General features: G+C 62.7%; 3 protein-coding genes. All 3 read right to left on the reverse strand.

The window, feature by feature from the left end; translation table 11 throughout:
- Positions 1-42: 42 nt before the first annotated feature.
- The 3 genes from FRT59_RS09620 to FRT59_RS09630 all read right to left on the reverse strand — a co-directional run bounded on the left by FRT59_RS09620 (position 43) and on the right by FRT59_RS09630 (position 15,690).
- Entirely contained in the window at positions 43-2,307 is a 2,265-nt protein-coding gene (locus FRT59_RS09620; protein WP_153871057.1) for a hypothetical protein, read from the reverse strand.
- 71 nt (positions 2,308-2,378) lie between these two features.
- Entirely contained in the window at positions 2,379-2,630 is a 252-nt protein-coding gene (locus tag FRT59_RS09625) for a hypothetical protein (protein ID WP_153871058.1), read from the reverse strand.
- Positions 2,631-2,793: 163 nt separating this feature from the next.
- Positions 2,794-15,690, reverse strand: coding sequence for a non-ribosomal peptide synthetase (locus FRT59_RS09630; RefSeq protein ID WP_153871059.1), 12,897 nt, complete (start codon positions 15,688-15,690; stop codon positions 2,794-2,796).
- Positions 15,691-15,746 lie beyond the last annotated feature (56 nt).

Consider the following 15,746-nt stretch of genomic DNA (forward strand, 5'->3'; position numbering starts at 1 on the left):
AAACGGGAGGCCTTTTGCTTTGAGGGTATTACCTGAGGTTAATCAGACTTCCGTTACGACAATCGATGTGACGTCAAAGTCATTACCATTCATCCCCATCTGGAGGTTATCAATACTGAGTCTTGTCGCTGCCGACGTTGCAGTAAACACCCCCTCGAGCACATCCCAATTCCTGCCAAGAGTCGTAATCGGGGTGATTTCAACGCCATCAGCCACCAGTACAAGACGAGGTGCTGGGCGAGCGCCGCTGTTATCACGCACCCATGCACTGAATGTGTAGCGATTTCCCTCTTCCAACTCGAAATACTCCTTGAACAACTTCTCACGCTGAGTAATGGGGTCTCTCGTATTGGTGTATCCCCAATCAAACAAGTAGTAACCGGCCTGACCGCCTGGTCCGGCCCCCGGTTTAACGACTAGGTCCCTGCTATCCGTGGCTCCCGCGCCTTTTTTCCAGTGATTCCAACCGTTGTCCGGACCTTGGGGATTGAAGTCCGTTTCATCCCTGAACAGTTTACGGAACGCCAGATGCAAGAGAGGAAACTCAATCGCGCTCCCCACATTACCGCCGATCTCAGTAGTGCCCTTGAATACAACGTCCAAGGCCGTTCCATTGCGCAGTTTGTCCAGCTCTTGGCGTCTGAGTACTCGCGATAATCCATCGGCCACATCGTTCTCGGTAATCGGCTCGTTGACCATCACCTTGATAGTGTAGGGGGAGCCATCTTCTTTGATGCCCCGGCACTCCAGCCACCCCATCTGCCCCGCCAGGATGAACCACCATGCCTTATCGAATTTTTCATCATTGACCGTGATATGCGCGTCGCCAAGGACCGTCCGCAGATCCAGAATGCCGCGCGTGGCCTCCGGCACCACCGGCGTCGGCAGGCGCACCGGAACGCTGATATTCAACTCAAGATCATCGGAGGTCGCGTTTTTGCATGCACTGGTGACGGTGTAATGGATCACTACCCTCTTGCCGGCGCCTCGAATGACGGCCTCGCGGGGGATATCGAAATCGACATAGCCCGTACTGCTGTTGCCCGGTTTTGGCGCCAACGGCAAGCGAGCACCGTCCGGGTCTTTCCAGCACAGGCTAATCTCATGCTGCGCGCTGATGCGCTCGTACTCCACGCGAACAGTCACTCCGTCCCGACCGTTCCAAATCGTCAACTCGCTACCCACTGCCTCCCGTACGGTGGGCGCCTTGAGGACCAGATCTTCCTGCACCAACTTCAACTCCAACGCTGGAAATTCCTCAGCGCTGGCCTTATCCAGCTGACCATTGAAATTGACCGCAAAATGCACCTGCACACAGCTGCAATCCGCCAGCTTTTGCAGCTCGCGTCGTGGCAGGATTTCAGTGACCCCCGTCAGCGGGCCAGACTCGCCTCGTAGCACCTCAAAACTGTACGACGTGCCGTCTTCCAAGGTGCCCGTGACCCATAGCCAGCGCGGGTGAACCTTATCGATAAACCACCAGGGGATGACCGTTATCTGAGCGTCACCGGGGAAGGTATTGAGATCCAGCGTCGTGCCGGTGGCCTCGGTTACCTCAGGCTTGGGCAAATCACTGATGTTCAGAATATGGATGTCACGGAGCCGTGATGTCCACGTCTCTCCATTGCGTAAAACGGTGTAGTACACCGAAACCGTTTCCTTAAAATTGGCGCTGATCGCCGAAGCCGGTACCGCAAAGTCGACAACGCCATCAGCCCCCACCTCTTGGCAGGCCAGGTAAGGGTTGCCCGGCCCAGCGGTGCCCGTCCAGTGAGCGCACACATAGTCCTTGGGGCACGGATGATCGTAAGCCACCCGAAGCGTGGCGCCTTCCGTGGCATTGAGCGGGTTGAGCAGGAACTCCCCAGGGCTACATTCCACCGATTGAACAACGTTAGGCGCATCCAACTCCAGATGGGGCTCGGTCAGCAACGTATAGGTCTTCCCTGGGAAGCCCCTGTAAGGTGTAACCGCACTGAAGCGAACACTGCAAAAAATATACAGCTCACTGTCATGCTTGAACTGCCGGAGCACGGACTGAGGCAAGACTCGTTTCCATCCATCGCGTACGTCCTCCTCGGTAACCGGCTCATGCTGGTATCGGTAGAAACCGAATTCGGTACCATCAGGACGAATCCCGCTTATATAGCAGTTGATCGTTTGGATCGTGCTGGCAAAATCCCAAGCCGGAATGCAAATAACCGGGTCTTTACAGCAAAACAAAGAAAGATCCAGCTCGTCGTTGATAGTTTTGAGTACTTGCACCTGAGGCAGGTAGGGCAGGCTGATTCTTACCTCACCTTCCAATGAGGTTTGATCCTCCTCACAGTCTCGTGTGACGGTGTAGGTAAACCTGGCAAAGTTGTCCAGCCGCAGTGCTAGTATTGGGCTGGGATATAAAAGTTGATGCAACCGTCGCCACCGCCATCCTGAGGCTCGATCGGTGGATAAGAGCTTCCCGTCCGGGGCCAGTTCAGGGTGATACGGTCTGTTGGCTGCATGTCGTCGTAGCAGACCCTGACGGTGCCTCCGTTCAGCAGTACCCTGGGGTCTTTGACCTCTCCATCTTCGTCGGCCTCAACCAGCTTGGGTATGGGTAGATCAAGGGCATCCGGCAATGACTTGGGCATGGTAAAAGCTCCTTTTCAACAAACAGGGAATGTCGAACCCCAGGCGTTCGCCTAACCGACATCACCCATCACAGCGTAAAAAAGCAGCTTTTCCTACTGTCAAAATTGACAGTTCTCGCTAGAAAAACGGCGCTACCCGACCAACGGGCAGCGCCATTGCGCCTTAAAGCCCCTCCAACTCCGCCATCAAATCACTCAACCGATCCACCTTCTCGGCGCTGATCTCATTGGCCGCCAACCCATCGATATACTCGGCCAACTCCGCCACCGTGCTGCACTCGAACATCGCCCGCAGCGGCACGTCGCGCTGCAACGTCTTTTGCACCCGCGAGGCGATCTGCGTAGCCAGCAACGAGTGCCCGCCCAGTTCGAAGAAGTTGTCCTGCACACCTACCCTGTCGACTTTCAGTACCTCGGCCCAAATTCCGGCCAAGGTGGTTTCCAGTTCATTGCGCGGCGCCAGGTAGTCCTGGCTGTGCAGTTGGCCGATCTCCAAGGCTGGCAGGGCCTTGCGGTCGAGTTTGCCGTTGGCGTTGAGCGGCAGGCGCTCGAGCCATAGCCAGTGCAGCGGCACCATGTATTCCGGCAGTTCGGCACGCAGGCGTTGCTTGATGCGGTCCAGGCGCTCGCTCGGGTTGAGCGTTGCGTCGGCGGCCACCAGGTAACCCACTAGATGCTTGCCGTTGACGCCTTCCTGCACGCCAACCGCCGCGTCGCGTACCTCCGGTTGTTCGTGCAGGCGCGCTTCGATTTCACCCAGTTCGATGCGATAGCCGCGAATTTTCACCTGATGGTCGATACGCCCGACGTATTCCAACACGCCGTCACTGCGTCGCCGCGCCAGGTCGCCGGTGCGGTAGAGACGCTCGCCTGGTGCGCCGAATGGGTTCGGCACAAACACCGGGGCGGTGCGCAGCGGATCGCTGACGTAGCCACGACCGACACCAATGCCAGCGACGCACAGCTCACCGACCGCGCCCTGGGGTACCAACTCCAAGGCACCATCAAGCAGGTACAAACGGTTGTTGTCGGTTGGCGTACCAATCGGCAGATAAGTGCCACGGGTCGAGGCCAGGTCGACGCGGAAGAACGCCACATCATCCGAACATTCCGCCGGGCCGTAGGCATTGACCAGGCCAATCTGCGGATAGCGCAGCAGCCATTGGTGTGCCAACTCCGGTGGCATCGCTTCACCCGTAGGCAACATCCAGCGCAGGCCGTCGAGGCTGATGCGGTCCTGGGCCAACATGCCCTGGATCAGCGACGGCACACTCTCCAGCACGCTGATGCCTTGTGCTTGAACGTGCTCCAGCAAGCCTTGCGGATCATGGGCAATAGTGTTCGGCACAATATCCACACGCGCCCCAAACAGCGGCGCGGCGAGGAACTGCCAGACGGAAATATCGAAACTTTGCGAAGCGGTCTGGGCGATCACATCCGTCTCGCTCAGTTGCAGGTACGGCACCTTGCTCAACTGGTTATTGAGCATCCCACGCTGTTCGACCATCACGCCCTTGGGCAGGCCGGTAGAACCTGAGGTGTAGATCACGTAGGCGAGGTTGTCCGGGCCGCTGTAGACACCTGGGTTCTCACCACGAGCGGGCACTTCCTCCCACACCAGCAACTGGCACTCAACGCCTTCGAGCAATTCGATGGCCTGCTCGCGGCACGCCTCGGTACACACCAGCAACGGCGTGCGGCTCAGGTCGATGATGCGGCTCAGGCGCTGGCTCGGCAGCCCCGGGTCCAGCGGCAGGTAGCCGGCACCGGCCTTGAAGCTGCCGATGATCATGCCCAGCAGGTCGAGGTTACGTTCAGCCAGCAGCGCCACCGGTTGATCCAGGCCGACACCCGCCGCAATCAGCGCATGGCCCAGGCCGTTACTGCGGCGGTTCAGCTCGTCGTAGCTCCATTGCTGGTCGAGGCAACTGGCGGCAATACGCTGCGGATGCTGCGCCACCTGTTCTTCGAACAACTGAACGTAGCTGCGTTCCAGCGGATAGCGGTGCTCGCTCTGGTTGCAGCCTTCCACCAGGAATTCATGCTCCTGCTCACCAATCAGCGGCAGCTCGGCCATGTCGCCATGGAAGCCCTGCACCAGCGCCAACAGCAAGCGCTTGAACTCGCCAAGCATGCCTTGCACGGTGCTTTCATCGAAGTAGCGCTGGTCGTAGGACAGGTGCAAGCCAAGGTCATCGCCTGGATAGCACACGGCGGTGAGCGGGAAGTTGGTGTGGGTGCGGCCCGAATCCGAGGTGGCGTTCAGGCTTTGCGCACGGTCCAGCACCGAGACTTCTACCGGCGCGTTCTCGAACACAAACAGGCTGTCGAACAGCGGCTGGCCCTTGGGCAATTCGCTGTGCTCCTGGATGGTCACCAGCGGCAGGTATTCGTACTCGCGCAGTTGCATATTGCTGTCAAGCAAGCCGCTCAACCACTGGCGCACGCTGCAACGCTGGCCATCCTCGGGCAGCTTCACCCGCAGCGCGATGCTGTTGATAAACAGGCCGACGGTGCGCTGCATCTCGGGCATTTCCACCGGGCGCCCGGCCACGGTGACGCCGAACAGTACGTCTCGCTCGCCGCTCAAACGGCGCAGCACCAAGGCCCAGGCCGCCTGGGCAAAGGTATTGACGGTGAGCTGGTGCGCCTGGGCCAGTTCGCGCAGTTGCGCACCGTCACGGGCATCGAGGCGAGTGTAACAGTCGCCCACCACCATACCGCCGCTGCCACCGGCGTGTTCGCGCAAGAATGGGCGGTCGCTCGGGATCGGTGTGGTGCGCTCGAAACCTTGCAGGTTGTGCTGCCACCACTGGCGCGCCTCATTGAGGTTCTGGCGTTGCAACCAGGCAATGTAGTCGCGGTAGCGCGGCGGCGGGGCCAGTTGCGCCTCGCGGCCCTCGCCCAGGGCCATGTAGATATCGAAGAAATCATTCATCAGCAGCGAACGGCACCAGGCATCGATGAGGATGTGGTGGTTGCTCATCATGAACCAGTAGCGTGCCTCGCCCACACGGATCAGGCGCAGGTGGAATGGCGCCTGGTTGAGCAGGTCGAAGCCGGCTTCGCGTTCGGCCTTGAGCAACGCTTGCAGACGCGGCTCCTGCTCGGCCTCGGGAACGGCGCTCCAGTCCAGGTACTCAATCGGCGTGCTGCCGGGTTTGTGGATCACTTGCAGCATGTCTTCGCCAACGTTCCAGCAGAACGAGGCGCGCAAGGCTTCATGCCGGGCGATCACCGCTTGCCAGGCCTGGGCGAAACGTTCGGGGTCCAGGGCGCTGTTGATGCGGTAGCGGTCCTGCATGTAATACAGGCCGGTGCCCGGTTCCAGCAGGGTGTGCAGCAGCAGGCCCTCCTGCATCGGGGTCAGCGGGTAGACGTCCTCGATGGCGCTGGGCGGTACCGGCAAGGCGTCCAGTTGCGCCTGGCTCAGGTGCGCCAGGGGGAAGTCGGACGGCGTAAGGCCGCCGGCGTCGTCCTGGAGACAATGGGCGATCAGGCTGTGCAACTCGGCCAGGTAAGCCTCGGCCAGATCGCGAATGGTCTGTTGATCATGCCGCTCACGGCTGAAGGTCCAGCGCAGCACCAGCTCACCGCCGTACACCTGGCCATCGACGCTCAGCTCATTGGGCAACGGTGCGTCCGGATCATGGGCGAGGCCGGCGGACTCCTCCAGCGGATGGAACAGTGCGTCGGTGCCAAAACTCTGGTCGAACTGCCCAAGGTAGTTGAAGGTGAGCTGCGCGCTCGGCAGTGCGGCCATGCTCTGTTTGCAAAGGTCATCGGCCAGATAACGCAGCACGCCATAGCCCAAGCCTTTGTGCGGCAAGGCACGCAGTTGCTCCTTGATCGCCTTGATCGAGTCGCCCTGCCCGGCCTGCGGTGTCAGGCGCAACGGATAGGCACTGGTGAACCAGCCAACGCTGCGGGTCAGGTCGATATCATCGAACAAGGTTTCGCGGCCATGGCCTTCCAGCTGGATCAGCGCCGAGGCATGCCCGCTCCAGCGGCATAGTACGCGGGCCAGGGCGGTCAGCAGCAGGTCGTTGACCTGGGTGCGATAGGTGCTCGGCGCCTGTTGCAGCAACTGACGGGTATGCTCGGCATCCAGGCGCACGCTGACTGTGTCGGCATCGCGATTGCGCAGTGCGCCTTGTGGGCGCTGCACCGGCAATGCCACGGTCGGGCCGGCCAACTGTGCTTGCCACACGCTCAATTCTTCGCGCAGGGATTCGCTATGGGCATACGCCTGCAAACGCGCAGCCCAATCCCGTAGCGCGCTGGTCTTGGCCGGCAGGCTGACGGACTGGCCTTCACTGAGTTGGCGATAGACGTTTTGCAGGTCTTCCAGCAACACGCGCCATGACACGCCGTCCACCACCAAGTGATGGATCGCGATCAACAAGCGCTGCTGGCCTTGCGGGCCGTCCACCAGCAAAGCACGCAACAGCGGCCCGTGTTCCAGATCGAGGCTGCGCTGGGTGTCGGTGAACAGTGCGGTGCACTGCTGCATATCACGCACCTGGGCCTGCATCAGCACGCCGCCTTCCGGTACGGCCAAGTGTTCGGCGTGCCATTGCGCGTCGCGCTGGGTAAAGCTCAGGCGCAACGCATCGTGGTGTTCCAACACCGCCAGCAGCGCTTGCTCCAGGCGATGGGGTTCGAGCAGTTGCAGTGGCTTGAGCACCAACGCCTGGTTCCAGTGCTGACGCGTCGGAATATCGGTGTCAAAGAACCAGTGCTGGATCGGCGTGAGGCCCGAGCGGCCGGTCAGCAGCCCTTGCTCGGCCGTGACCTGCTCCGAGCGGGTGGCGACGGCGGCCAGGGTTTGCACGGTCTGGTGCTGGAACAGGTCGCGGGGGCTGAAATGAATCCCGGCCTGGCGTGCGCGGCTGACCACCTGGATCGACAGGATCGAGTCGCCGCCCAGTTCAAAGAAGTTATCGTCGAGGCCGACTTGCTGCACGTTCAACACCGCGCACCAGATTGCCGCCAGCGTACTTTCAAGCTCGGTGCGTGGCGCCACGTAGTGTTGGCGGTTGGCCTCCGGGTCGGGTTGCGGCAGAGCCCGGCGGTCGAGCTTGCCGTTGGCGGTCAGCGGCATGCTGTCGAGCACGATCAAATGCGCGGGCACCATGTAGTCTGGCAGTTGCGCCTTGAGGTGCGCCTTCAGCGCTTCGCGCAATCCAGCGTGTTCGGCATCGCTGACCAGGTACGCCACCAGCTGTTTGCCACTCGGCGCATCCAGCGCCAGCACCACCGCTTCGCGCACGGCGGCATGTTCCAGCAGGCGCGTTTCGATCTCGCCCAGTTCGATGCGGAAACCACGAATCTTCACCTGATGGTCAATGCGACCCAGGTATTCCACCAGGCCATCGGCGCGTTGGCGCACCAGGTCGCCAGTGCGGTAGAGGCGCCCGCCATTGGCGGCAAACGGGTCCGCGACAAAGCGCTCCGCCGTCATCCCCGGACGGCGGTGATAACCCTGGGCCAGCCCGGCGCCACCGATATACAACTCGCCGCTGGCGCCTTGGGGCACCAGCGCCAGGTCGGCGTCGAGAATGTAAGCCACGCGCTCACCAATGATGCTGCCAATCGGCACGCTGCCAGCGCCCTCCTCCAACTGCTGCGGAGCGAGACTGGCCAACGGCATGACCACCGTTTCAGTCGGGCCGTAGGCGTTGAAAAACACCTCGGGCGTGAACGCCGCACGAATGCGCTGCAGGTGTTCGCCGGTCAGCGCTTCGCCACCGGTGATGCACATGCGCACCGGCAACGTCTGCTGCTGGGTCGCCAGCCACTGCGCCAACTGGCTGCCGTAGCTGGGAGTGAAGCCGAGAATATTGATGCGGTGGGTACGAATCAGCCCACAGATTTCTTCAGCATCCCACTGGCCCTGGGCGCGCAATACCACCTGCGCACCACTGAGCAGCGGCACCAGCAAACGCTCGGTGGCGGCGTCGAAGTTGATCGAATAAAAGTGCAGTTCGCAGTCATCCGCACGCATGCCAAACCGCTCGATCACCGCCTGGCAATGCATGGCGATTTCACCGTGGGACACCACCACGCCTTTGGGTTTGCCGGTGGAGCCCGAGGTGTAGATCAGGTACGCCTGGTGTTGTGGCAGGCTGACAAACGGCAGCGCGTCGGCGGGGTAATTCGTCAACACCGGCAGATCATCTTCCAGGCACCAGCACGCCACCGTCGCCGGCAGTTCGCCGAGGGCTTCGAACATCGCCGCATCACTGAGCAGCAGGCCGATGTCGCTGTCCTCGATCATGTAGTGCAGGCGGTCCAGTGGGTATTCCGGGTCCAGCGGCACGTAGGCGCCACCAGCCTTGAGGATCGCCAGCAGGCCAATGACCATTTCCAGCGAGCGCGGCAGCGCCAGGCCGACACGTACCTGCGGGCCGACGCCGCGCTCGCGCAGCATCCAGGCCAGGCGGTTGGCGCGGGCATCCAGTTCAGCGTAACTCAGGGTCACACCGGCAAAGGTCAGCGCCGGAGCATCGGCACGCTGGCTGGCCTGCTGGCTGAACAGTTGATGGATGCACTGGTCGAGGCGGTGCTCGCCCTTCTCAACCCCCAGGCTGTCGTGCAATGCACGCTGTTCATCTGCGGTCAGTAGCGGCAGCTCACTGAGGCGCTGCTGCGGGTTGGTGATCAAGGCTTCCAGCAGGTTGCGCCAATGCTCGGCCATGCGCGCAATGCGCGGCTCATCGAATAGGTCGGTGCTGTAGGTCATGCAGCAACCCAGGCGATGGTCGAGGTCGGTGACTTCCAGGTTGAGGTCGAACTTGGTGGCCCGCGCATCGTTGGCCAGGTACTCGACGGTCATGCCTGCCAGTTCACGGCTCTGCTGGAATTCCCAGCGCTGCACGTTGCACATCACCTGGAACAGCGGGTTGTACGCGGCGCTGCGGGGTGGTTGCAGGGCTTCGACCAGATGGTCGAACGGCAGGTCCTGGTGCGACTGGCCCTCGATCACGGTGTGACGCACCTGCTCGAACAGTTCGACGACATTCATTTGCCCATTGAGCTGGCAACGCAGCACCTGGGTATTGAGGAATGCGCCGATCAGCCCTTCGCTTTCCGGGCGAATCCGGTTGGCCACGGGGGCGCCGATGCGCAGGTCGGTCTGGCCGCTGTAGCGGTAGAGCAACACGGCCAGGGTCGCGGTCATGGTCATGAACAGGGTCAGGCCGCGCTCGGCATTGAAGGCGCGTACGCGCGCGGCCAACTCATCACTCAGGTCGAAGCGGTACAGCTCGCCCTGGTGGCTTTGTACCGGTGGCCGCGGGCGGTCGCCGGGCAGTTCCAGCAGCGGGTGTTCAGTGCCCAATTGCGCGGTCCAGTAATCCAGCTGGCGTTGGCGCTCGCCGGACTCCAGCCACTGGCGCTGCCACACGCTGTAGTCGAGGTACTGCACCGGCAACGGCGCCAGCGGCGAGTCGCGATCGTCGATAAAGGCTTCGTACAAGGCGCTGAGTTCACGGGCAAAGATGTCCATGGCCCAGCCTTCGGTGACGATATGGTGCAGGGTCAGCACCAGGTAGTGTTCCTGCTCGCCGGCCTTGACCAGGCAGGCCCGCAACAGCGGCCCGGTTTCCAGGTTGAATGGCGTGTGTGCTTCTTGATCCGCCAGTTGCTGCAAACGCTGCTGGCGCTCGGTTTGGTTGAGCGCTGAAAAGTCCTGCCAGTCCATGCGCACACCGGTCTGCGGAGCGACCTTCTGGCACGCCACACCGTCGACGCTCGGGAAGGTGGTGCGCAGGGTTTCATGGCGCATGATCAACGCCTGCAACGCCGCCTCGAAACGCCCCACATCCAGCACCCCGCGCAGGCGCGCCATGCCGCCAACGTTGTAGGCCGGGCTGTCGGGTTCCATCTGCCAGAGGAACCACATGCGCTGCTGGGAATAGGACAACGGCACCGGCGCGCTGCGGTCGACCTTGGTGATTGCAGTCTGTTGGTTACGTTGGCCCGCGGCCTGGATCAACCCGACCTGCTCGACAAAGGCGCCCAACTCGCTGGCGTCGAACAGGGTGCGCAATGGCAGCTCGACATCACACGCCTGGCGGGTGCGCGAGATGATTTGCGTGGCCAGCAACGAGTGCCCGCCCAACGCGAAGAAGTCGTCGCGCAGGCCGATGCGTGGCAGGCCGAGTACTTCGCGCCAGATCGCGGCGATTTGCAGTTGCAAAGGCGTGTGCGGTTCGACGTGCTCGCGGGTTTGCCACACCGGCTCCGGCAAGGCACGGCGGTCGAGCTTGCCGCTGGGGCTCAGGGGCATGGCGTCCAGGCGCATCAGCAGCGCAGGCACCATGTATTCCGGCAACTCGGCGGCCAGGGCGGTCTTGAGTTGCTGTTCGTCCAGTTCGGTGGGGCCGGTGTAGTAACCGATCAACTGCTCATCGCGCACCAGCACCACGGCTTGGGCGATGCCGTCGAGGGCCAGCAGGCGCGCTTCGATTTCTTCCGGCTCCACACGGAAACCGCGCAGTTTGACCTGCTGGTCCAGACGCCCGAGGTATTCGAGCACACCATCGTCATTCCAGCGCGCACGGTCCCCGGTGCGGTACAGACGTGCGCCGGCCGCGCCCATGGGGTCCGCGACAAAGCGTTCAGCGGTCAGCCCGGCACGGCCAAGGTAACCTCGGGCCAGGCCGATACCGCCGATGCACAACTCACCCGGCACACCGGCCGGCAGCGGGTTGAGCTGCTCGTCGAGCACGCGGCAGATCACATTGCCCAACGGCCGGCCAATCGGCGAGCGCTCGCCATCCGCGGCGGTGCAATGCCAATGTGTGACGTTGATCGCGGTCTCGGTTGGGCCATAACGGTTGTGCAACTGCACCGCCGGCAGTTGCGCAAGTACGCGGTTACGCAACTCGGCGGGCAAGGCTTCGCCACCGGAGAACAGGCGACGCAGGCTGGTGCATTCAGCCACCAACGGCTCGTCGATAAACAACTGCAACAACGGCGGCACGAAGTGCAGCGTGGTCACGCCGTGTTCCTGCACCAACTGCGCGATGCGGTGCGGGTCGCGATGCTCACCAGGCCCCGCCAGCACCAGGCGGCAACCGGTGATCAGCGGCCAGAAGCATTCCCACACCGACACGTCGAAACTGATCGGTGCCTTTTGCATCAGCACATCGGTTTCATTCAGCTGGTACGTGGCCTGCATCCACTGCAAACGCTCGGCCAGCGCCCCATGGGTGTTGCCCACGCCCTTGGGCTGGCCAGTGGAGCCGGAGGTGTAGATCACGTAGGCAAGGTTTTCGCCGTGCAGGTGCAGGCCCGGTGCCTGGGTTGGCCAGCTGTCGAGGTGCAGGCTGTCCATGGCAATCACGCACACGCCTTCGGCGGTGGGCAACTGCTCCAGCAACGCCGTCTGGGTCAGCAGCAGGTGTACGCCGCTGTCGTTGAGCATGTAGGCCAGGCGCTCGGTGGGGTAATCCGGGTCCAGCGGCACGTAGGCGCCACCGGCCTTGATGATCGCCAGCAGGCCGATCAGCAGTTGCGGCGAACGCTCGGCGGCGATGGCCACGCACACGTCCGGGCCGACGCCTTTGTCGCGCAAGTAATGGGCCAGGCGGTTGGCCTGGGTATGCAGTTGGGCGAAGGTCAGGCTGGCGTCCTGCCAGACCAGCGCGGTGGCGTCCGAAGTCTGCTGGTTGAGCAGGTCGGGCAGCCATTGCCGGGCCGGTGCACAGGGCGCTTCGCTCCAGGGTTGCTGTTCGTCAGCCGGCATCAACGGCAAGTCGCCAAGGGCTTGCTGGGGTTGCGTGCACACCGCTTGCAGCAGGTGGATGAAATGCTCGGCCAGGCGCTGAATGGTCACGGGTTCGAACAACTCGTCGGCGTAGTCGAACGACAGGCTCAAGCGCCCGTTACGGTCTTCTTCGCTGTGCAGTTGCAGGTCGAACTTGGCTTCGCGGCTGTGCCATGGCAGTTCATCGGCGAGCAGGCCCGGCAGGCGGCGCAAGGCGCTGAGGTCACGTTGCTGGTGGTTGAACATCACCTGGAACAGGCCCTGTTCGCGGGCCTGGGGGAAGGCCTCCAGCAGTTGTTCGAAGGGCAAGTCCTGATGGGCCTGGGCGGCCATTGCGGTCTCGCGGGTGGTCGCCAACAGTTGGTTGAACGGCAGGCGCCCATCCAGCTCGGCACGCAGCACCAGGGTGTTGATAAAGAAACCGATCAGGCCCTGGGTTTCCTGGCGCGGGCGGTTGGCATTGGGCACGCCGATGCGGATATCGCGCTGGCCGCTGTAGCGATAGAGCAAAGCCTGGAACGCTGCCAACAGCAGCATGAACGGGGTCGACTCATGGGCCTGGGCCGTCTGGCGAACGGCGGCGCTGAGGCGCGCATCCAGGCGCAGGCTGTGGCGCGAGGCGCTGTGCCGATGCAGAGCAGAACGCGGGTGATCGGTGGCCAGGTTCAGGGCCGGATGTTCTTCACCCAACTGGGCCTTCCAGTACGCCAGTTGGTGCTGGCCTTCGCCTTCGGCCAGCCATTGGCGCTGCCAGCTGCCGTAGTCGGCATAGTGCAGGGCCAGCGGTGGCAGTTCCAGGCTCTGGCCTTGCACGGCAGCGGCGTACAGGCGCGAGAACTCGTCAATCAGGATATTCAGCGACCAGCCGTCAGCGATGATGTGATGCAGCGTCACCAGCAGCTGGTGCTCTTCATCGTCCAGGCGCACCAGGGTGACCCACAGCAGCGGGCCTGTTTCAAGGTCGAACTGGGTGCGTGCTTCGTCTTCGCGGATCTGTTGCGCACGGGCCTCGCGCTCAGCGTGCGGCAGGTCGCCGAGGTCGATGACTTGCAGCGTGAAATCCACCCGTGGCTCGACACGCTGGAAGGCCTGCCCATCGCGTTCGTAGAAACGCGTGCGCAAGGCTTCGTGGCGCTGGATCAGTTGCTGGAAGCTTGCGCGCAGCGCGTCTTCATCCAGCTCGCCGCGCAGGTGCAGCGCGCCCGGAATAGTGTAGGCGCTGCTGTGAGGGTCCAGCTGCCAGGTGATCCACAGGCGGTTCTGTGCCAGGGATTGAGGCAGGTCTTCGTGGCGCGACAGTGCATGGATCGCGCCCTGGGCAACGCCGCCGTCCTGTTGCAGTTGCGCCACGCTCGCGGCGAATGCCGACAGCGTCGGCGCTTCGAACAGCAGGCGCAGGTTGAGTTCCAGGCCCAGGGTTTCGCGCAGGCGGGCGACCACTTGGGTGGCGGTGATGGAGTTGCCGCCGAGCAGGAAGAAGTGATCGTCGGCGGCCACGCTGGTCAGTTGCAGTTGTTCACACCAGATCGCCGCGATCTGGTTGTGCAGGTCGGACGCCAGCGCCACCTCGCTCGCCGGCGTTTGCACACCGGGGAATTGCGCGTAGCTGTCGAGGCTGCCATCGGCATAGCGAATCGCGCAGGCCGCACGTTGCACCTTGCCGCTGGAGGTCTTCGGCAAAGCGCCAGGGTTGAGCAGCACCACTACATTCGGGGCTTCTTGATAAGCCTCGGCCACGGCTTGGCGGATCGCCTTGATCAGCGCTTCGGGCGGCAGAATTTTCTGCACGCTGCGGCTGATTTCCGCGGCGATGCCGATGCCTTCCAGGCCTTGGTCATTCACCGCAAAGGCAGCGACACGACCTTTGCGTACCACTTCCACTTCGCGCTCGATGGTCTGTTCGATGTCCTGGGGGTAGAGGTTGTGGCCGCGCACGATCAGCAGGTCCTTCAGGCGCCCGGTGATATACACCTCGCCGTCGCGGATGAAACCCAGGTCACCGGTACGCAACCAGGTGCGGCCGGCGTGCTGGACGAAGGTCTTGGCGCTGGCTTCGGGGTTGCGCCAGTAACCGTGGGCGATGCTCGGGCCCGTGGCCCAGAGCTCACCGACGCAGTTGTCGGCAAGCTTCGTGAGCGTATGAGGATCGGCGATCAGCACAGCATGGTCCGGCTGGCTGGTGCCGCAACTCATGATCGCACTGCCCTGCCCCGGTTCGGCGCGGTTGGCGGCCAGCGCCTGTTCGTCCATGCGCATCGCGGGAATGCCCTGGCCACGGGTGCCGCCGGCGACAAACAGGGTTGCTTCGGCCAAACCATAGGAGGCGAAGAAATTATTCGGGGTGAAGCCGCAGGGGGCGAATTTTTCCGCGAAGCGTTCCAGGGTGTCGAGGCGAATCGGCTCGGAGCCTGAATAGGCCACGCGCCAACGGCTCAAATCCAGGCGCCCCAATGCCGGCTCACTGACCCGCTCGCTGCACAACCGGTAGGCGAAATCCGGGCCGCCGCTGATGGTGCCGCCGTATTCACTGATTGCTTCCAGCCAACGCAGTGGGCGGCCGAGGAAGTAGGCCGGCGACATCAACACGCAGGGCACGCCACTGAAAATCGGTTGCAGCAGGCCACCGATCAGGCCCATGTCGTGGTACAGCGGCAACCAGCTGACGATCACGTCATCGGGGTTGAGGTCGATACCGAAGCCACGGCGGATCAGCACTTCGTTGGCCACCAGGTTACCGTGGCTGACCTGCACGCCCTTGGGCAAGGCGGTGGAGCCTGAGGTGTATTGCAGGAAGGCGATGTCGTCGGCTTGCAGCGCGGGCTCGAACCAGTGGTCGGCCTGCTGCGCATCCAGCGTGTCCACGCTCAATACCGGCGGCGCGTTTTCGATCTGCGCCAGGCCTTCGCTGAGGCTGGCAATCGTCAACAGCAGGCGCGGCTCGGCGTCGGCAATGATCGACAGCAAGCGCTCCTGGTGATGGCGGCGCGTGGACTCCGGCGGGTAAGCCGGCACGGCGATCACCCCGGCGTACAGGCAACCAAAGAACGCCGCGACGTAGTCCGGGCCGCTGGGAAACAGCAGCACCGCACGCTCGCCCGGGCCGGCGCTGGCTTGCAAGGCGGCGGCGATCGTGCGGGCGCGTTGGTCCAGGTCACGGTAGCTGAGCACCACGCTCTGCTCGGCCGACTCGGCCAGGAAGCGCAGAGCTACCTGGTCCGGTGTCTGCGCGGCACGGCGTTGAAGGGACTGGACCAAAGTGCGGGGGAGTTCGAAGGCGTCCATCATGGGGTTCCTGCCTGAAATCGGCTTACGGGAAATTCGGCGTACTTGAAAATCAACAG

Origin of the sequence: Pseudomonas haemolytica, from assembly GCF_009659625.1 — a bacterium.
Lineage (GTDB): Bacteria > Pseudomonadota > Gammaproteobacteria > Pseudomonadales > Pseudomonadaceae > Aquipseudomonas > Aquipseudomonas haemolytica.